The 19164-nt window shown below is 70.5% G+C and carries 18 protein-coding genes; 6 read left to right on the forward strand and 12 right to left on the reverse strand.

Translation table 11 applies throughout. The annotated features are described in order from the left end of the window. Positions 1-25: 25 nt before the first annotated feature. The 6 genes from DMB66_RS04250 to DMB66_RS04275 form a co-directional block, all read right to left on the reverse strand. The gene (locus tag DMB66_RS04250; protein WP_125802655.1) at positions 26-1060 is read right to left on the reverse strand and encodes a methionyl-tRNA formyltransferase; all 1035 of its coding nucleotides are present in this window, start codon (positions 1058-1060) and stop codon (positions 26-28) included. After that, positions 1047-2084, reverse strand: coding sequence for a hypothetical protein (locus DMB66_RS04255; RefSeq protein WP_199751909.1), 1038 nt, complete (start codon positions 2082-2084; stop codon positions 1047-1049). Before DMB66_RS04255 ends, DMB66_RS04250 begins: the two co-directional genes overlap by 14 nt. Then, positions 2081-3226 (reverse strand): DegT/DnrJ/EryC1/StrS aminotransferase family protein, encoded by a 1146-nt coding sequence (locus DMB66_RS04260; RefSeq protein WP_233624283.1) that lies wholly within the window; start codon positions 3224-3226, stop codon positions 2081-2083. The genes DMB66_RS04255 and DMB66_RS04260 overlap by 4 nt, the downstream gene beginning before the upstream one ends. Then, the gene (locus DMB66_RS04265) at positions 3223-4188 is read right to left on the reverse strand and encodes an NAD-dependent epimerase/dehydratase family protein (protein WP_199751912.1); all 966 of its coding nucleotides are present in this window, start codon (positions 4186-4188) and stop codon (positions 3223-3225) included. Before DMB66_RS04265 ends, DMB66_RS04260 begins: the two co-directional genes overlap by 4 nt. Then, positions 4185-5261, reverse strand: a complete 1077-nt coding sequence (locus tag DMB66_RS04270) for a Gfo/Idh/MocA family protein (protein WP_125802656.1) — start codon at positions 5259-5261, stop codon at positions 4185-4187. Before DMB66_RS04270 ends, DMB66_RS04265 begins: the two co-directional genes overlap by 4 nt. 358 nt (positions 5262-5619) lie before the next feature. Then, positions 5620-6813, reverse strand: a complete 1194-nt coding sequence (locus DMB66_RS04275) for an RNA-guided endonuclease TnpB family protein (protein WP_125802657.1) — start codon at positions 6811-6813, stop codon at positions 5620-5622. 121 nt (positions 6814-6934) lie between these two features. Between DMB66_RS04275 and DMB66_RS04280 the strand changes: the two genes are divergently transcribed. From DMB66_RS04280 to DMB66_RS04290, 3 genes are all read left to right on the forward strand, one after another. Next, positions 6935-7549, forward strand: a complete 615-nt coding sequence (locus DMB66_RS04280; RefSeq protein ID WP_125802658.1) for an acyltransferase — start codon at positions 6935-6937, stop codon at positions 7547-7549. A gap of 114 nt (positions 7550-7663) precedes the next feature. Further along, complete coding sequence (locus tag DMB66_RS04285) at positions 7664-8314, forward strand: adenylate kinase (protein WP_125802659.1); 651 nt, start codon at positions 7664-7666, stop codon at positions 8312-8314. Positions 8315-8407: 93 nt separating this feature from the next. Then, a complete protein-coding gene (locus DMB66_RS04290; RefSeq protein WP_158647140.1) occupies positions 8408-9550 on the forward strand; it encodes a LacI family DNA-binding transcriptional regulator in 1143 nt (380 codons plus the stop codon). Between the two features lie 44 nt (positions 9551-9594). Here the strand turns inward: DMB66_RS04290 and DMB66_RS04295 are convergent, their stop codons facing one another. The 4 genes from DMB66_RS04295 to DMB66_RS04310 are packed head-to-tail and all read right to left on the reverse strand — an operon-like array spanning position 9595 to position 14584. Beyond that, positions 9595-11475: a glycoside hydrolase family 127 protein gene (locus DMB66_RS04295; RefSeq protein ID WP_125802661.1), complete on the reverse strand. Its 1881-nt coding sequence runs from the start codon at positions 11473-11475 to the stop codon at positions 9595-9597. Further along, the gene (locus tag DMB66_RS04300) at positions 11472-12380 is read right to left on the reverse strand and encodes a carbohydrate ABC transporter permease (protein WP_125802662.1); all 909 of its coding nucleotides are present in this window, start codon (positions 12378-12380) and stop codon (positions 11472-11474) included. The genes DMB66_RS04295 and DMB66_RS04300 overlap by 4 nt, the downstream gene beginning before the upstream one ends. Further along, entirely contained in the window at positions 12377-13219 is an 843-nt protein-coding gene (locus DMB66_RS04305; protein ID WP_233624284.1) for a carbohydrate ABC transporter permease, read from the reverse strand. The genes DMB66_RS04300 and DMB66_RS04305 overlap by 4 nt, the downstream gene beginning before the upstream one ends. A gap of 51 nt (positions 13220-13270) precedes the next feature. Beyond that, positions 13271-14584, reverse strand: a complete 1314-nt coding sequence (locus tag DMB66_RS04310) for an ABC transporter substrate-binding protein (RefSeq protein ID WP_233624285.1) — start codon at positions 14582-14584, stop codon at positions 13271-13273. A gap of 382 nt (positions 14585-14966) precedes the next feature. Between DMB66_RS04310 and DMB66_RS04315 the strand changes: the two genes are divergently transcribed. The 3 genes from DMB66_RS04315 to DMB66_RS04325 are packed head-to-tail and all read left to right on the forward strand — an operon-like array spanning position 14967 to position 17919. After that, a complete protein-coding gene (locus DMB66_RS04315; protein WP_125802664.1) occupies positions 14967-16100 on the forward strand; it encodes a sugar ABC transporter substrate-binding protein in 1134 nt (377 codons plus the stop codon). A gap of 33 nt (positions 16101-16133) precedes the next feature. Continuing rightward, positions 16134-17153, forward strand: coding sequence for an ABC transporter permease (locus DMB66_RS04320; RefSeq protein ID WP_125802665.1), 1020 nt, complete (start codon positions 16134-16136; stop codon positions 17151-17153). 1 nt (position 17154) lies between these two features. Then, positions 17155-17919 carry an ATP-binding cassette domain-containing protein gene (locus tag DMB66_RS04325; protein WP_125802666.1) on the forward strand — a complete coding sequence of 255 codons (765 nt, stop codon included), beginning with the start codon at positions 17155-17157 and terminating at the stop codon, positions 17917-17919. On the opposite strand, the gene DMB66_RS04330 is transcribed toward DMB66_RS04325, so the two are convergent. Beyond that, positions 17903-18349, reverse strand: coding sequence for a MarR family winged helix-turn-helix transcriptional regulator (locus tag DMB66_RS04330; protein ID WP_125802667.1), 447 nt, complete (start codon positions 18347-18349; stop codon positions 17903-17905). The two genes, DMB66_RS04325 and DMB66_RS04330, sit on opposite strands and share 17 nt — an antisense overlap. A 4-nt stretch (positions 18350-18353) precedes the next feature. Next, a complete protein-coding gene (locus DMB66_RS04335) occupies positions 18354-19055 on the reverse strand; it encodes an alpha/beta fold hydrolase (RefSeq protein WP_125802668.1) in 702 nt (233 codons plus the stop codon). Positions 19056-19164 lie beyond the last annotated feature (109 nt).

The raw sequence follows: 19164 nt of genomic DNA on the forward strand, positions 1-19164 counted from the left end.
GCTGAGCGAGGCTCGGTGCGATCGGTCATACCGGGGCAACTCCTGCCGGGTCGGGGGTGAGCATCGCGAGCCGGGTCTCGAGGTCGGCGATCTTCATGAGGAGGTCCTGGGTCCGCAGGCCGAGCGTCTGCTTGACCGAGCGGATCACGTCGGCGGCCGGCGCCGGCGGCTCCCCGTCGAGCTGGACGGTGTGCAGCCTGAGCACGCCGTCGCCGGTGAGCACGTCGACCCAGCCCGCGGCCGCGGACCGGCCGACCGGGCGGCCGGGCACCCGGCCGTCGTAGCGGGGCGCGTCGTGACGCACCTCGGCGCGGTGCACCAGCAGCCGGCGCAGCCCCAGGTAGGTGTAGGCGCCCGGAAACGGCGGGGTGAGCGACCGCACCAGGCGGTCGACGCCGGCCGTCGGGTCGGCCCAGCGGATCTCGCCGTCCTCCGGCAGCCGGGTGCAGCTGTAACTGGCCGCGCCCTCGTCCTGCGGCTCGCCGAGATCGCCACCGAGCCGGCGGCGGACCGCGCCGGCGAGGTGGTCGCGCTGGAGGCCGTTGAGCCGCTCGTACAGCTCCGACACCGTGTCGGCCGGCCCGATGGGCACGCTGCCGGCGAACAGCACGCCACCGGCGTCCAGCTCGGGCTCCAGGCAGTGGATCGAGATGTGGGCGTCCGGCTCGCCGTTGATGATCGCCCAGTTGACCGTGGCCCGCCCCCGGTAGCGGGGCAGGGGCGCGTAGTGCACGTTGACGAACGGGCGCCCGGCCACCAGGTCGGCCGGCAGGATGCGGTCGTAGGAGGAGACCACGACCGCGTCGGGCCGCTCGCGTTCCACGACAGCGCGCAGCGACGCGACGGACGTGTCGCCGACCACGGGCACGCCGTGGCGCGCGGCCAGGGCCGTCACGTCGTCCTCGCCGGCCCGCAGCAGCGCCACGACGGTGAACCCGTCGAGCAGCCCGGCCAGCGCGGTTGCCGTGGTGGGCCCGATACCGACCAGGACGACGCGGGGTCGCTCATATGACGAACTTGCCTGGGTTTTCCGCCGCGGATGGGAATCAGCCGAGCTCATCCACGAACTCCAGGTCTCGGGCCGTGCGCCGGGCGACCGGCCGGAGCAGCACCTCGGCCACCTTCAGGCCGCCGGTCTGCAGGCGGACGATCGGGTCCGGGCCGACGGCCGACGGGAGGACACCCATGTGGCCGGCGCCCGGCGCGGCGGCCGGCCAGACCGGCAGCCGGTGGGCGGCGAGGCCGGCCCGGTCGAGGTCGCCCCAGTACTGCGCGACGAGGCAGCCGGGCCAGCGCGCGGCCAGCGCCGCCACCTCGGCGGGGCCGAGGACCGGGGCGCCGGTCGGCCGCAGGGCCACGAGCAGCGCGTCGGGCTGCGGACCGTCGAGCAGCTCCGCCAGGGACGCCGCGGCCGCCACCTCGGCGCCGGCGCTCGTCAGCCCCCGCACGACGAAGTCGAGGAACGGGTTGTCGCAGAGCACGGCGACCCGGCTCCGGTAGGCCGGCACCTCCGCGTCGAGCAGCAGCTTGACGGCCATCAGCCCGAGGTAGGAGAAGACGTCGACGGCCGGGTGCCGTTCGTTGGTGCCCGCCACCGCGATCCCCCGCGCGCGCAGCGCCGGGATGTCGAGGTCGGAACGCCCGGCCTCGGCCTCCCACGCCTCGAACATCAGGGGCACGACCGCCGTCGGCTTCATGAGGGAGATCATCGCCTCGTCGATGGGACGGACGTGGCCGCTGTTGGTCACCACGTCGGCCCGGGAGATGTCCTCCGGGCGCCGGGTGGTGGTGACGGTGACCCGGCCGGCCACCCCGGCCGCCTCGGCCAGCGCGAGCGTCTGCCGGGTCACCTCCGCGGCGGTGCCGTAGCGGGTGTCCCGGGTCAGCGCGACGACGTCGGCGGCGCCCGCCATCGCCGCCAGCACCGGCGTGACCGCGTACGGGCCGGTGGCCGCCTCGGTCAGCACCACCGCTCCGGACAGGTCGAGCCGGCACTCCTCGACGGCACCGCGCATCAGCCGCAGCAGCCGGTCGGTGCGCAGGCCGGGCCGGACGGCCGGCTCGGCGGACGCGACCGCCGTCACGCCCGGCCGCCGGCGAGCTCGCGCAGGATGCCGACGATGTAGTCCTGGTCGTCGGCGGTCAGCGCGTGGTGCAGGGGCAGGATCAGCGAGTCGCGGGTCAGCCGCTCGGTCACCGGCAGCGGGCCCGGGGTGACGTCGGCGTACGCCGGCTCCAGGTGCGCGGCCATGATGCCGCGCCGGGCGGACACGCCCCGGGCGGCCAGCGCGGCCAGGGCCTCGTCGCGGCCGGTGCCGTACTCCGGGTTGAGCAGCACCCAGAACGACTGGTAGTTGGTCTGCCCGTAGGCCGGGTCCCGGACCGGGACCAGCCCGTCGATGCCGGCCAGCAGCTCCTGGTATCGAGCGGCCAGCTCGCGGCGCTGCGCGACCAGCCCGGCCAGCCGGCCGAGCTGCACGAGCCCGACCGCCGCCTGGATGTCGGTCATCCGGTAGTTGTAGGCGGTCTCCAGGTAGGCCTCCAGGACCGGCTGCGCGCTGGCGTGCCGGTCGGCGGCGGAGACGTTCATGCCGTGCTCGCGCAGCCGCCGCAGGCGCCCCGCCCGCTCGGCGTCGTCGACGGTGACCATGCCACCCTCGCCGGTGGTGATGAGCTTGCGGGGGTGGAACGACCACGCGGCGATCGCCGCGCCGGTGCCGGCCGGCTGGCCGTACGCGGTGGAGCCGGCCGCGCACGCGGCGTCCTCGACCAGGCCGACGCCCCAGCCGTCGGCGGCCTTGCGCAGCGCGGCGGTGTCGAACGGGACGCCGCCCTGGTGCACGGCGATGACCGCCCGGGTGCGCGGGGTGCGCACCGCGTCGATGGTCTCGACGGTGAGGTTGCCGGTCGCCAGGTCGACATCGGCGAAGATCGGCGTCGCCCCGACGTAGCGGACCGCGTTGGCGGTGGCGATGAACGACAGCGACGGCACGATCACCTCGTCGCCCGGACCGACTTCCAACACCACCAGCGCCAGGTGCAGCCCGGTGGTGCAGGAGCTGACCGCGACGCCGTGGACGGCACCGACCGTCGCCGCGAACTCCTGCTCGAAGCGGGCGACGCGGGGACCCTGGGCGACCCAGCCGGAGCGGACGGCGTCGGCCGCGGCCAGCGCCTCCTCCTCGCCCAGCAGGGGGATCATGACCGGGATCTTGCGCTGGCTCATCGGGACTCCCGCCACCACTCCACCAGGCCCCGCAGGCCCTCGTGCAGACCCAGCTCGGCCCGGAAGCCGAGCTTTTCCGCCGCGTAGCCGGTCTCGGCCAGGCGGCGGGTGACCCCGTTGACCGCGCGGGCCGGGCCGTGCTCGGGGGCGAGGTCGGACTTCATGACCTCGCTGAGCGCCTCCGCCAGCTCCTTGAGGCTGGTCTCGGTGCCGCTGGCGATGTTGAACACGTCGTCGGTGACGTCGGCGCGGGCCGCCAGGATGTTGGCGCGGGCGATGTCGGCGACGTGCACGAAGTCCATCGTCTGCAGGCCGTCGCCGAGGATCAGCGGCGGGGTGCCCGACTCGATGCGCTCCATCCAGCGGATCAGCACCTCGGTGTACAGGCCGAAGATGTCCATCCGGGGGCCGTACACGTTGAAGTACCGCAGGGCGACGTAGTCGAGCCCGTGCATGCTGTGGAAGCTGCGGAGAGTGGCCTCGTTGAAGGCCTTGGCGGCGCCGTAGAACGTGTCGTTGTTGTACGGGTGGTGCCGCTCGGTGGTGGGGAACTGCTCGGCCAGGCCGTACACCGACGCCGACGAGGACGCGATGAGCTTCTTGACGCCCTCGGCGGCCGCCGCCTCCACGACGTTGAAGGTGCCGTCCACCAGCACCTCGTTGGCCAGCCGCGGCTCCTCCGCGCACTGGGTGATGCGGATGGCCGCCAGGTGGAAGACCAGGTCCTTGCCCGCGGTGACCTCGCGGACCAGCGCCTGGTCGCGGATGTCGCCCTCGACCAGCCGCAACGGGCCGTTCGCCGTCGCCCAGGCGAGATTCTCCCGCCGGCCCCGCACGAAGTTGTCGAGAACGACGATCTCGGCGGCCCCGCCGCGGATGAGTTCGTCGACGACGTGTGACCCGATCGTGCCTGCCCCGCCGGTGACGAGGGCGCGCGCGCCCTCGATCTGTACGCCCGTCACGCCATGTGCCCTTCGTCCAGCTTGATCATTGTTCCGCCCTCGGCCAGGCTGAGCGAGGCGGCCTGCAGAATCTCCAGTACGCGCAGCCCGGAACGGCCGTCGGTCAGCGCGGGCGAGCCGGTGGTGATGGCCCTCGCGTACTCGTCCACCATCGTGCGCAGCGCCTCCCGCTCGACCAGCGCCGGCGCGACCATGTCGCCGGAGCGGTAGGAGACGAGGATGTCATGCCGCTGTTCGTCGCCGAGCTCCGGCGACGACACGTCGACACCCCGGTCGTAGATGGCCAGCCGCTGGCTCGGGTTGAGGTCGTCCCACACCAGGGTCCGCTTCGACCCGCCGAAGATCGCCGTGCGAATCTTGACGGGAGACAACCAGTTGACGTGGATATGCGCGATCGCGCCCGTATTGAGCTGCAGGGTCAGATAAGCCACGCACGCCCGGCCGGCGCCGATGCCGTCGGCGCCGTGCGCGGCGACCGCGACGGGGGCGACGCCCGGTGGGAGCACGAAGTCGAGGATGGACAAATCGTGCGGCGCGAGATCCCAGACCACGTCGATGTCGCGCTGCACCAGCCCGAGGTTGATCCGCACCGAGTCGAGGAAGTGCAGCTCGCCCAGCTCGCCGGAGTGCAGCAGCTCCCGGATGCGCAGCACCGCGGGGGTGTAGCAGTAGGTGTGGTCGCACATCAGCGTCAGGCCGCGCCGGTCCGCCTCCTCGACGAGCTGGCGGCCCTCCTCGTAGGTGGCGGCGAGCGGCTTCTCCACGAGCACGTGCTTGCCTGCGCGCAGCGCGGCCATCGCGACCGGCAGATGCGTGCCGGCCGGGGTCGCGATGGCGACGGCCCGCACCTCGGGATCGGCGAGGACCTCGTCGAGGTCGGCGGAGACCCGCACGGTCGAATAGTCGCCGAGGACCCGCCGGGCCCGGTCGACGTCGAGGTCACACAGCCAGCGCAGCCGGAAGGTGCGGGACGCCTGGAAGTTGCGGACGAGGTTGGGGCCCCAGTAGCCGGCCCCGACGACAGCGATCCCGATCGGGTCGTCGGACACGGAAGGCGGAGGAGTCACAGACATCCGTTCGTTCTGGAAGCCGAGGGCTTCGTCGAAATAGCGGTGAGGCGTCGGTGCGTGCCTGACAGTGAGCGGTGGGACGGGCACGCCGACGCTAGCCCGACGGCAAGTTACCGATCCCGTCGGGCCCGGCGCCAGATCATTGACGGATATCGGCGGGGCCGGGGAACAAGCCGGTACCTTCGGGTATCGCGGCAGCGACTGTCGGTCAGCGGAAACGCCGACCTTCGGTCAGATTGACCGCTAGCGCGGGTATTTCGCGTCACTGGGCCCGCGCCGCCACTACCCTGACCCGGTCGGCCGACCGGTGGCCGGCGTGTGTGTGTGTCTGGAAAGGACCCACTTGACTTCCTCCACCCGCCTAAAGGCGGGGGATTCCAGCGGTCACCCGCCGGGTTTCCTGCTTCACCGGCGACTGCCCCGTCCGGGAGGACTCCCGTTGAGGTCTTACACCGCCTCCACAGGCAATCACGGAGAGCCCCTCCGCGAGAATGTTCCGCGCCGCGTTCACGTCACGGTCATGGACAACGCCGCACCGACAGGTCCACTGGCGTATGTTCAGCGGCATCTTCTCGGCCTGCGCACCGCACGCCGAACACAGCTTGGACGACGGGAACCAGCGGTCTACCGTGACCACGTCCCGGCCGTGCCACTCGGCCTTGTACTTCAGCATCGTGCGGAACTGCCGCCAGGCCGCATCGCTGATGGCCCTGGCCAGGGTGTGGTTTTTGACCATGTTGCGGACGGTCAGGTCCTCGATCACGATCGTTTGGTTGTCACGAACGAGCCGAGTCGTCAGCTTGTGCAGGTGATCGCGGCGGCGATCGGCTATCCGGGTATGGATACGGGCGACCTTGAGCCGGGCCTTGGCCCGGTTGTCGGAACCTTTCTCCTTGCGGGCCAGGTTCCGCTGGGCGCGGGCCAGCCGTGCCCGGTCGGCGCGTTCATGCTGCGGATTGGCCATCTTCTCCCCGGTACTCAAGGTGAACAGGTGGGCCAAACCGGCGTCGATCCCGACTGCCCCAGTCGCAGTGGTTTCCGGGATCACATCGTTACAGAGCAACGACACGAACCACCGATCGGCCGAGTCACGGCTGACGGTCACCGTCGACGGCGACGCACCCTCGGGCAACGGCCGGGACCACACAATGTCCAGCGGTTCGGTCATTTTCGCCAGGGTCAGCCGCCCGTCGCGGTAGCGAAACGCGCTGTTCGTGTACTCCGCCGACCGGCGCGACCGCTTCTTGCTCTTGAAGCGCGGATACCGGGACCGCTTGGCGAAGAAGTTCGTGAACGCCGCCTGCAGATGCCGCAGGCCCTGCTGCAGCGGTACGCAGGAGACCTCGTTGAGGAACGCCAACTCCTCGGTCTTCTTCCAGCCGGTCAGCAAGGCCGAGGTCGCGTTGTAGGTGACCCGTTCCTGGCGCAGCGTCCACGCCTCGGTGCGGGCAGCCAACGCCAGGTTGTAGACCTTGCGGACGCAGCCAAAGGTGCGGGACAGCTCTACTGCCTGGGTATCGGTCGGGTAGAACCGGTACTTGAACACCCGTTTCACAACCCTGACCTCGACTCAAATCCTAGACCCATGACTAGTCCAGAACGAGGCGACGTGCTACTCGGCCGTTGCTAACTTACCTCCCCGCCTGAAGGCGCGGGTATCCACGAAAGAAGATCTGATGACCGAGGCATCCCCGACCCGTGACGGCGTGACCGTCGCACCGAGCGCTGACGTCGACCCGCGCGCTGAGATCGGCGCCGGCACCCGGATCTGGCACCTCGCCCAGATCCGGGAGGACGCGTCCCTCGGCCGGAACTGCACCATCGGCCGTGGCGCCTACGTCGGCCCCGGCGTCGTCGCCGGCGACAACGTCAAGCTGCAGAACCACGCGCTGGTCTACGAGCCCGCCCGCCTCGGCGACGGCGTGTTCATCGGCCCCGCGGCGGTGCTGACCAACGACGAGTATCCGCGCGCGGTCACCCCGGAGGGCCGGCTGAAGTCCGGCGCCGACTGGACCGCCGTCGGCGTGACAATCGGTGAGGGCGCGGCCATCGGCGCGCGCGCCGTGTGCGTCGCCCCGGTCACCGTGGGCAGCTGGGCGCTGGTCGCCGCGGGCGCGGTCGTCACCAAGGACGTAGCCGACTTCGCGCTCGTTGTCGGCGTTCCCGCCCGCCGGATCGGCTGGGTGGGCCGCGCGGGGCGCCCGCTGGTCGCCAAGGGCGACGGCACCTGGGTCTGCCCGGAAACCGGCGCCGAATACACCGAGACCGAGGGTCGCCTGGCCGAGGGCTAGCATCGTCTTGATCTTCACAGCGGCGCCGGCCCGGTCGAACCGGGATGACCGGCGATCGCTCGGCCGGCGCCGTATGCTTCTACGGTCGTCGAGACAGACAGCGGAGGGACTGCTATGCGGGTCTTGCTGGTCGCCCCTCCCGGAGCGGGCAAGGGCACCCAGGGTGCGTTGATCGCCACGCATTTCGACGTTCCCCACATCGCCACCGGCGACCTGCTCCGCGACCACGTGGCCCGGCAGACCGAGTTGGGTGTCGCCGTCCAGGACCACCTCAACCGGGGCGAGCTGGTCCCGGACGCGATCGTCCTGGACATGGTGCGCTCGGCGTTCCTCGAAGCGAAGCAGCGCGGCGGCGGATACGTCCTGGACGGCATGCCGCGCAACATGACGCAGGCGCGGGCGCTGTATCAGGTCGGGCAGAGCCTGGACATGACCGCGAACGTCGCCCTGCACCTGAAGGCCGACGACGACGAGCTGACCCGCCGCCTGCTCGCCCGCGCTGCCCTGGAGCACCGCTCCGACGACTCCGAGGACGTCATCCGGCGGCGGCTCGCGCTCTACCACGAGGTGACGCATCCGATCGTGGACTGGTACGGCTCGCGGGGCATCCTGGTGTCCGTGGACGCCATGCGGCCCGTCGAGCGGGTGGCCCGTCAGATCCTCACCGCCCTCGAGGCCATGCGCTCGCTGGTCGATCTCGTTCCCGAGAACGCCCGGCGCTCGGTCGACCTCACCGGGCTCGGCGCCGCGTTCGGCGACGCCTGACCACACCCTTTCCCGACCGCGCGACGCGGTATTTCGGCACCCTCGTGCTATGCATGCAATCGTATGACCGCATCGGCGGAGTACCATGCGGGTATGTCGCAGTCTCGGCGGCGCCGTCCGGTGGCCGACGGCGAAACGATCCCGCCCGGCGACACCCCACCGCCCGCCGGCGGCCCACAGGCAGCGCCGGCGGTGCCGCGGCGCCGGGCCCCCACCATGCGGGACATCGCCGCCGCGGCCGACGTCTCGCAGAGCACCGTCTCGCGGGTGCTCAGCGGCGTCGAGACGCGGGTGCCGATCGCGGCCGAGACCCGCGAGCGGGTCATCGAGGCGTCGCGCCGGCTCGCCTACCGTCCCAATCCGCTGGCCCGCGGCCTGCGGGGTGCCTCGACGAACCTGATCGGCGCCGTGGTCCGCGACTTCAGCGACCCGTTCTTCGCCGAGGCCATCGAGGCCCTGGTCAAGGAGTCGATGGCGCACGGCTACAACGTCGTGCTCGGGCACGTCTCCCCCCGGCTCGACGAGGCGGTCCCGCTGACCGCGGTGCTCGAGACCCGGCACACCGACGCCATCGTGCTGCTCGGCGACGTCCGGGTCCATCCGCGGCTCCTGGAGGACCTGCGCGTCTCGCGGGTGCCGGTGGTGGCCCTCTGGCAGGGCACCAGCCCGCTCGAGTTCCCGACCGCCGACACCGACGACCGCGCCGGCATCCAGGCGGGCCTGGAGCACCTGGCCTCGCTCGGTCATCGCCGCATCGCGTTCGTGAATGCCGAACTACCCGGCGACTTCTCGGTCCGGGAGGCCGCGTACGTCGAGTTCATGCGGGCGCGGTTCGGCGGCGTGCCGGACGGCTACGTCGAGCGCTGCCCCAACACGATGGCCGGTGGCGACGCGGCCGTGCGCCGGCTGCTGGCGCTGCCCGATCCGCCGAGCGCGGTGGCGACCTCGACGGATCTGATCGCCGTCGGGGTCCTGCACGCGGCGCACAGCCTCGGCGCCACCGTCCCCGACCGGCTGTCGGTCGTCGGCTTCGACGACATCGAGATCTCCAGCCACACCGTGCCCGCGCTGACGACCTCCCGGATGCCGACCGCCAAGATCGTCAGCTACGCCATCAACCTGGCGGTCAGCCTGGCCCGGAATCCGGAGGCCGGGCACGAGCCGAGCATCGAGATCTTCGCCCCGGAGCTCGTCGTCCGGGAGTCGACCGCGCGCCCGGCCCGTCGCCGGCGCTGAGGCCGGGCCGGCCCGCGGTGCTCGGGCCGGGCCCGCCGCGCCGGTCAGCGCGGCAGCCATACCCGCATGCCGCCGGCGCCGCGGTTGGCCCAGGCGTGGTAGGGCACCGCGGGCACGGTGCCGTCGCCCGCCGCCAGGCCCGTGACGGGCAGGCCCACCCCGATCACACCGTCGGGAAGATCTGGCCGGGCCGCGGCGACGGCTTCGCGCGAGGGATCCCACCGGATGTCCTCGAGCACGGCGTCCGCCGGCAGGTCGGCCGACTCGACGCAGTACACCAGCGGGCCGCGTTCGAAGGCCACGCAGCCGCGCACCGCGTCGACCCGCGGGTCCGGTTCGATCCGGCGTACGGGCATCTCCAGCCGCAGTATCACCTCGTCGCCGGGGTGCCAGTCGCGCCGGCGCTCGACGACGCCCGGCCCCACCGGGGCCGGGGCCTCGCCGGCGACCGACAGCGTCGCCGACCCGCACCACTCCGGCACCCGCAGCGACAGCGTCCACGGGTGGGCGGGCGTGCGTTCGACCCGGACGGCGACGCGGCCGTCCCAGGGGTATGCGGTGCGGACCGCGACCTCCGCCTCCTGGTCACCGATCCGCGTGCGGATGTCCGCCGCGGCGTACTGGTGCAGCTGAATGCCGGTTTCGTCGGCGGTCGCCAGATATTGCTGCCACGAGCTCAGCAGCCGCATCAGGTTGGGCGGGCAGCAGGCGCAGGACTGCCACGGCATGCGCCGCCCGCTGCCGTCCTCCTCGAAGGTGCGGTGGGTCCGCCGCTGCAGCGGGTTGACGTAGAAGAATTCCGTGCCCGACTGCGACACGCAGGAGAGCACGCCGTTGTAGACGGCCCGCTCGATGGCGTCGGCGTAGCCGGGTTCGCCGGTCGCCAACAGCAGGCGCCAGGCCAGCATGACGCTCGCGATGGCCGCGCAGGTCTCCGCGTACGCGCGGTCGGGCGGCAGCTCGTACGGATCGCCGAAGGCCTCGTCGCGGTGCCGGCTGCCCACGCCGCCGGTCAGGTAGCGGCGGGTGCGCACCATGTCGTGCCAGCGGCGCTGCACGGCCGCGAGCAGGTCCTCGTCGCCGGACTCGACCGCGACGTCGACCGCACCGCAGTCGAGGTAGAGCTGCCGGACGCTGTGCCCGGCCACCTCCGCGGCCTGCCGGACGGGCTCGTGGTCCTGCCAGTAGGCCGCGCCGAACCGCCCGCCGCCGAGCGAGCCGTGCCCGCGCCGGTCGAGCATCCGGGCGGCCAGCGCCAGGTAGCGTTGCTCGCCGGTGGTCCGGGCGAGCTCGACCAGCGCCATCTCGATGATGGGATGCCCGTCGATCCCGTCCGGGCCGTCGGCGCCGAACTCGCGGTCGATGTGGTCGACCGCGCGGACCGCGATCGCCAGCAGGCGGTCGTCGCCGAGGGCCCGGTGCCAGGCGACGGCGGCCTGCACGAGGTGACCCGTGCAGTAGAACTCGTGCCCCCACGGCAGATCGGCGTAGGGCCGCCCGTCCCCGATGACCGCGACGAAGCTGTTGAGGTAGCCGTCCGGGCGCTGGGCGCGCGCCACGACCGCGATCGTCTCGTCCGCCGCCGCCCGCAGCCAGGGGTCCTCGGCACGGCCCAGCTCCCAGCCGGCCGCTTCGAGCCATTTGTAGACGTCCGAGTCGAGGAACGGCAGCAGCGATCCCCCCGAGTCGGCGGCGGCCCGGTAGGTCCCCGCGGAGCCGGCGGCCAGCCGGAGGTTGTCCAGGGTTCCGGCCCGGCGCAGTTGGGCATAGCCGTGCGGGATCGTGCGGTCGCGGTTGACCCGGAGCCGCTCCTCCCAGAATCCATTCCGGACAGAGACCCCGCCGGAGTCGATCGGCCGCAACGGGGACTTCGCCGTCGGCGACGGCTGGACACAGTGGGCGCCGGTCACTCCACCCAGATTCATTTCACCGCTCCGCTCATCAGGCCTGAGACGTAGTAACGCTGCAGGAGGAGATAGACAGCCACACAGGGAACGATCGAGATCGTGATGCCCGCTTGCAACATGCCCCAGTCGGTGCCGCCGAGGCTCGTCTCGGTGCGGGCGGCCGCGAGAACGAGCGGAAGGGTGAACTTCGAGCCCTTGCTCATCATCACGAGAGCGCCGAGGAACTCGTTCCACGACATGATGAAGGCGAACAGCGCGACCGTCACGACGGCCGGGAACGCGGCGGGCAGGAAGACCTTCCGGAGCGCCTGGAACGAGTTGGCACCGTCCACGACGGCGGCCTCCTCCAGCTCGCGCGGCACCGCGGCGAAGCTGTTGCGCAGCACATAGACGCTGAACGGCAACTGGATGGCGGTGTGCACGATGGCCAGGCCCACCAGCGAGTTGGTGAGGCCCACCTTGGCGAAGGTCAGGAACATCGGCGTCAGCAGCGCCTGGTAGGGCACGATCAGGGCGAGCAGCAGGACGACGAAGACGAATTCCTTGGCCGGCACCCGGAACCGAGCCAGCGCGTACGCGGCGGGCACGGTCAGCAACAGCGTGAAGGCGATCGTCAGCATCGCCGTGCCGAAGCTGTTGAACAGGTAGGTCAGCAGCCCCTGCTGATAACTCCACAGCCGCTCGTAGCTGTCCAGGCTCACCGCGTGCGGCAGGTAGGTCGGCGGTGTCGCGGCGGCCTCCTCGGTCGGCTTCACCGAGGCGAGCACGGACGCGAGCAGGGGCAGGAGCATCACCGTGCACAGGGCGACGCACAGCGCGCCGACCAGATAGCCACGCCGGCCCGGCCCCCGGCGGCGGATGCGGCCGGCGCGCACCGCGGTCCGCCGCGCAGCGACGCCGGCGGTCTTGGTCGCTTGGCTCATGCGTGGCTCCGGCGGGTGAGAAGGAGTTGGACCACGGTGAAGGCCAGGATCGTCAGCGCCAGAATCATCGACAGGGCCGCGCCGTAGCCGAGCTTGAGGTAGGGGAACGAGTTCAGGTAGACGAAGAACACCGAGGTCGACGTCTGGTTCTGCGGTTGGCCCGCGGTCATGATGTAGAACTGGTCGAACGCCAGCAGCGACCCGACGACGCTGAGCAGCGTCACCAGCAGCACGGTGCGCAGCGTCAGCGGCAGGATGATCCGGGTGACCCGCTGCCAGAAGCCGGCGCCGTCGACCACGCTCGCCTCGGAGACCTCGGTCGGTATCGCCTGGATGGCGCCGATGAACAGCACCATGCCGAAGCCGATGACCTTCCAGACCACCGAGGCGATGATCGCGAGGTTGGAGCGGTCGGCGTCGACACCGAGCCAGACGATCGGCTCGGCGATGACGCCGAGGTCCCCCAGGGCCGCGTTGACGAGCCCGAAGTCGGTGCTGAACAGCCAGTACCACAACAGGCTCGACACGCCGAGCCCGATGACGACCGGGGTGAACAGCACCGTCCTCGTGACCCGGCGCAGCCGGCTGCCGCCCGAGGTGAGCAACGCGAGCAGGTAGCCGCCGATGATGAGAATCGGCGTGATGATGAGCGTGTACTTGAGCGTGAACCCGAACGACACCCAGAACTGCCGATCGTGCAGCGCCCGGGTGTAGTTGTCCAGGCCCACCCACGTCGGCGGGCTGATCAGCGACCAGTTGTGCAGCGACATCCACGCCATCCGCAGCAACGGCCACACGGTGAACGCGAACACGAACAGCAGTGCCGGGCTCAGGTACAACAGCCCGAGCCACCTTCGTCTCCAGCCCCGGTACACGCCGGCCCTCCTCGCCTAGCCCTGACTGGCAACGTCCTTCATCGCCTTCTTCGCGTCGGCGATGACGGTGTCGAGGTTGTCGTCGGTGTAGTACGCCCGTTGCAGCATCTGCAGCCACGGACCCTGTGGTGAGTTGATCTGCTCGAAGAAGGTCGTCGTGTACGGCGTCTTCCCGACCGTGAGGGCCTTGGCCACGTCCCGCACCAGCGGCTCGGCGGTGAAGTACTTGTTGTCCACCATGTCCTCACGCGTGGTGAGGTTGAGCGCCTTGGCGTACACGTCGACCTGGACCTCGTCGGAGAGCAGGAACTTCATGAAGTTCACGGCGTCGGCCACGCGCTTGCTGCCCTTCGGCACCACCACGAGGTCGCCGCCGATGAACGAGGCGGACGAGTTCGGCGCTGCCCCCGGCAACAGCGCGATCCCGAACTTCATCTTCGGGTTCTGCTGGCGGGCCAGCGTGATGTTGAAGTTGCCGGTGCCCATCATGCCGACCTTGCCCGAGCCGAACTGCAGGTGGAAGGTCTCGCCGTTCTCGGCCCGGTCGCCCTGGTGCACGTTGCCGGCCTTGACCATGTCACGGGTGAACTGGAGCACCTGCTTGACGCCCTCGCCGGTGAGCGGCTCGTCGCTCGGGCCGGTCGCCTCGATCTTCGCCCCGGACGCCCACATGAGCGGCCCGACGGTGAAGATGTTGCAGCCGGCGCAGTTTCCGGGCAGGTAGTAGCCCTTGACGTCGCCGCCGAGCGCGGTGATCTTGTCCGCGTACGATCGCAGCTCCGCCAGGCTGGTCGGCGGCTTCGCCGGGTCCAGCCCCGCCTTGGTGAAGAGGTCCTTGTTGTAGAACAGGGCCGACACGTCGGCGTAGAGCGGCACGCCGTACAGCTTGTCCTCGTAGGTCGCCACGGTCATGTGGCCCTTGCTCGCGGTCTTCAGCTCCGGCCAGTCGCGGACCCGGTCGGTGAGGTCGACGAGCTGCTGCGCCTTGGAGAACTGGGGCGCGTAGATGAGATCCATGCCCATCAGGTCGGGCACCTCGCCGGAGGCGATGCCCTGGGCGATCTTCCCGACCATCTCCGTGTGCGGGATATAGGTGAGATTGATCTTGCAGGTGGGATTCTTGGTGTTCCATGCCGCGACGAGCATGTCCACCATCTGCTTGTTGCCGCCCGAGCGCTCCCACATGGTGAGGTCGCCGGTGCCGGCACAGGACGTCGTCGCGGGGGCGACGGTTTCGTTCGCCGCTTGATCGTCGTCGGAGCTGCACGCCCCGAGGAGCACCATGGCGGTCGCGGTGGCTAGGACGGCCCGCCAGGAACGGGTCCTCATCTCGTGCCTCCTCCTGCTTGAGGGGAACCCGGACGACCCTGACGATGCGGACGACCACCCTTGGGTCTCCGGGTAACCAGGCACGCTACACCGCACTGCATACGATTGCACTCATTCGTTTTCATGATGCTGAATCGCACTTCGTGCCTGCCTCTTGACGCAGCGCGACGCCCGTGCCTACCGTGTGGACGATCAGCGGCGGACGACCGCGCACCGCACCACGACCCGACCTGGCAGCACCCCCCAGGTCCGGCAATCGCGCACTCTGCTCGAGCCGTCCGCCCGCATCTCTTCGCGCCCGGTCGGCGTCGTCACGTGAGCAGCGCTGCCCGTCGCGCCGTTGGCGGCTGCCGACGGCCTCCGCCACCGAAGGAGGTTCCCGATGAATAAAGACGTCCATCCCGTCGTTGAACAGGCACTCGACACCCTCCCGCTCAGCCGGCTGACCCGGCGCCGGCTGCTCCGCGGCACCGGGCTGGCCAGCGCGTCGCTCGCCGCTTCCGCACTGATCACCGGCTGCACCAACGAACCGAGCACCTCGGCCTCGGGCGCGGTCGGCAACTTCCCGAAGACCCCCTCCTGGAAGTACGTCTTCGTCTGCCACGTGACGACCAACCCGTTCTTCACGCCCACCCAGTACGGCGCCGAGGACGCCTGCAAGCTGCTCGGCATGCAGTACCAGTGGACCGGCTCGGTCAACTCGGTGGTCGCGGAGATGGTCGACGCCACGAACACCGCGGTCAGCGCCAAGGCCGACGGCATCGCCCTCGCCGTCGTCGACAAGGCGGCCTTCCGGGCGCCGGTGGACAAGGCGCTGGACGCCGGCATCCCGGTCGTCTCGTTCAACGCCGACGGCGCCCGCGACGATCCCGGCACCAACCGGCTCGCCTACATCGGGCAGGGCCTCTACGAATCCGGGTACGAACTGGGCCGGCAGGCGCTCACCAAGATCGACTCCGGCGACGTGGCCGCCTTCATCGCGACGCCGGGCCAGCTGAACATCCAGCCCCGCATCGACGGTGCCCAGCAGGCCTTCAAGGACTCCGGCAAGCCGGTGACCTTCACTCCGGTGGCGACCAACGCCGACATCACCCAGGGACTGTCCATCATCGACGCCTACTCCCAGGGCCACCCCAACCTGGCGGGGCTGCTGGCGGTGGACGCCGGATCCACGCAGAGCGTGGGCCAGACCGTCGCCAAGTACAAGCTGCGGGACAAGGGCCTCAAGGTGGCCGGCGGCTTCGACCTGGTGCCCGAGACGCTCGCCGCGATCAAGAGCGGCGACCTCGACTACACCATCGACCAGCAGCCGTACCTGCAGGGCTTCCTGCCCGTGCTCGCGCTCTACCTGTACAAGCTCACCGGCGGGCTGATCTTCCCGACCCAGACGAACACCGGGCTGCTCTTCGTCACCAAGGACAACGTGGGCCCGTACCAGGACACCAAGACGAGATATCAGGGCTCGGACACCGCGGTGAAGCTGGTCGAACGCTCGGGCGCCATCCCCCACAACTGAGCAATCACTCGAGCGTCAAGAGAGGAACCGCTGATGAGCGACGTCGCCGTGCGGGAGGCCCCGGCCCGGCCCGCGAGCGCGCGACTGCGGCGAGCCCGGGACGCCTTCCTGCACCGGCGGGAGGCGAGCGTGCTCATAGTGGCGATCGGCCTGGTGGTGTACTTCCAGGTCGCCACGCCGATCTTCCTGACCTCCGACAACCTGCGCAACGTCGCCCAGGCCACGGCGCCCACCGCGATCGTCGCGGTGGGCATCGTCTTCCTGCTGGTCAGCGGGGAGATCGACATCTCCGTCGGAATGGTGGCGGCGCTGGCTCCGTACCTGATGCATTACGCCATCGATTTCTACGGCGTGGCGGCGGTGCCGGCCATCATCCTGGCGCTCGCGATCGCGGCCGTCGTCGGCCTGGCGAACGGGCTCATCACCACCCGGTTGGGGGTGCCGTCGTTCGTCACCACGCTCGGCATGTTCTATCTGCTCTACGGCATCCTGCTGACCACCTCGAAGGCCTACCCGGTGGCCATCCCCGAGGCGGTCAAGGGCACCCTGCAGGCCGGGCTGGGCGGCGCGGACTGGGCGACGCTCTGCTGGTGCCTGGCGATCGTGGCGTTGTTCCACGTCGTGCTGACCCGCACCCGGTGGGGCCTGCACACCATCTCGGTCGGCGGCAACCTGCACGGCGCCACCGAGGCGGGCATCCGGGTCAACCGGATCAAGGTGGGCAACTTCATGCTCGTCAGCGTGCTCGGCGCGCTCGCGGGCCTGATGGAGGCGTTCCGGATCAACTCGATCGACCCGAACATCGGCGGCGGCACCCGGATCACCTTCACCGCGATCGCCGCCGCCGTCATCGGCGGCACGGCGCTGGCCGGCGGGTCGGGCACTGTGCTGGGCGCGCTGATCGGCATGTTCGTGCTCGCCGTGCTGCAGAACGGTTTCAACCTCATCGGCATCAGCGCGAACCCGTTCTTCCTGATCCAGGGCGCGGCCATCCTGATCTCCATGATCGCGAACCAGTACCTGTCACGTCTGCGCCGCACGGGAGGGAGATGACATGGCCGACGAGGCGCTCCGGGTCGAGAACGTGGAAAAGCGGTTCGGTGCCCAGACGGTGCTGCGCGGCGTGGACCTGCGGGTCGACCGCGGCGAGGTGCTCGGGCTGCTCGGCGACAACGGCGCCGGGAAGTCGACGCTCGTCAACATCGTCTGCGGCTTCCACCAGCCCGACGCCGGCCGGCTGCTCGTCGACGGCACGGAGGTGACGCTGCGCAACGTCGACCACGCCCGCGCGCTGGGCATCGACACCGTCTACCAGGACCTGGCCCTGATCAACGAGCTCAGCGTCTACCACAACATGTTCCTCAACCGGGAGCGCCGGATCGGGCCGCTGCTCAACAACCGGCTGATGCGCCGGCTGGCCACCGACCACCTGCGCGAGATGGGCCTGGACATTCCCGACGTCACCGTCGACGCGGCGAAACTCTCCGGCGGGCAACGCCAGGCCATCGCCGTCGCCCGGTCCGTCTACTCCGACGCGCACATCCTGCTGCTGGACGAGCCGCTCGCGGCGATGGGCGCCAAGGAGGCGGCGATCATCCTCGACCTGATCAGCGACCTCAAGGCCCGCGGAAACGTCGCCATCGTCATCATCGCCCACAACTACGCCCAGGCGCTGCAGATCTGCGACCGGATCAACGTCCTGCAACAGGGAAAGATCACCTTCGACCGGCCGGCGGCCGAGACCTCGGTGACCGAACTGACCGAGCTGATGGTCTCCAGCTACCGCACGCGCCGCCGCGCCGTCACGGAGGAGACGTAGCCGGCCCGCTGATGGCTTCCACGAGGCGGCGCAACACCTCCCGCAGGTGGCGCACGTCCTCATCCGGCAGCCCGACGCGGCCGGCGACCGTCCCGGGGATCGTCGATGCCGCGTCCCGCAACGCCCGGCCCGCGCCGGTCACCGTCACCATCACCATCCGCTCGTCATCCCCGGCGCGCCGCCGGTGCACCAGGCCCATGGCGTCGAGACGTTTGAGCAGCGGCGACAGGGTCGCGGAATCCAGGTGCAGCAGGCGGCCCAACGCCTTCACCGACAGCGATCCGTGCTGCCACAGCCCCACCATCACCAGATACTGCGGGTGGGTCAGCCCCAGCGGTTCGAGCAGGGGCCGGTAGACGGCCAGCACGTTCCGGGTGGCGAGCACGAGCGCGAAGCCGACCTGGTGCTCCAGGGTGAGGGATTCCGCCATGACGTCAGATGAAGTCGACAACCGCGAGAATGAACTCGGCGACGGTCTCCGGCTGGGACACCGCGATGGCGTGCGAGGCGCCCGGCAGCGCGATGCTGGCGCACGCGCCGGCCCGTTCCGCCATGAACCGGTGCGCCTCCACCGGGATGTTGCGGTCCAGCTCGGGATAGATGAACCAGGACGGGATCGTCTTCCAGGCCGGCTCGCCGGAACCCTCGTTGAGCGCCACGGTGTTCAGCGGCCGCTGCGCCGCGGCGTCCAGCGCGGCCCGCTCGGCCGGGACATCGGCGGCGAACTGCTGGTGGAACTTGTCCTGCTGGATGTAGAGGTCTACGGTGCCGTCGGCGAGCGGGACCTCGTGCAGGGTCTGCCCGAGGGTGCCACCCGGGAATTTCCCGGACAGCTCAGCGATGTTCTCGCCCAGGTCCGGGGCGAACGCGGCGACGTACACCAGGGCCTTGACGTGGTCGTGGCCGACCGCGGCGTTGGTGGCGACCGCACCGCCGTAGGAGTGTCCGACCAGCACGACCGGGCCCTCGACGCTCGCCAGGAGGTCGGCGACCACCGCGGCGTCACCGGAGAGGCTCCGCAACGGATTCGCGGCCGCGACCACCGGGTGGCCGGCGGCCCGCAGCCGCCGGATAACATCGTTCCAGCTCGCGGACTCGGCGAAGGCGCCATGGATGAGGACGATGGTGGGCTTCATGAGCCGACCGTATGCGCGCGCGATGATCAGAAAACAGCTCACCTGGTGCTCAGTCCTGTCCAGCCGCGGCTCATCCGTCGCAGAATGGTGGCCAGTTGTGCCGCCCGAA

It is taken from the genome of Actinoplanes sp. ATCC 53533 (assembly GCF_003947245.1).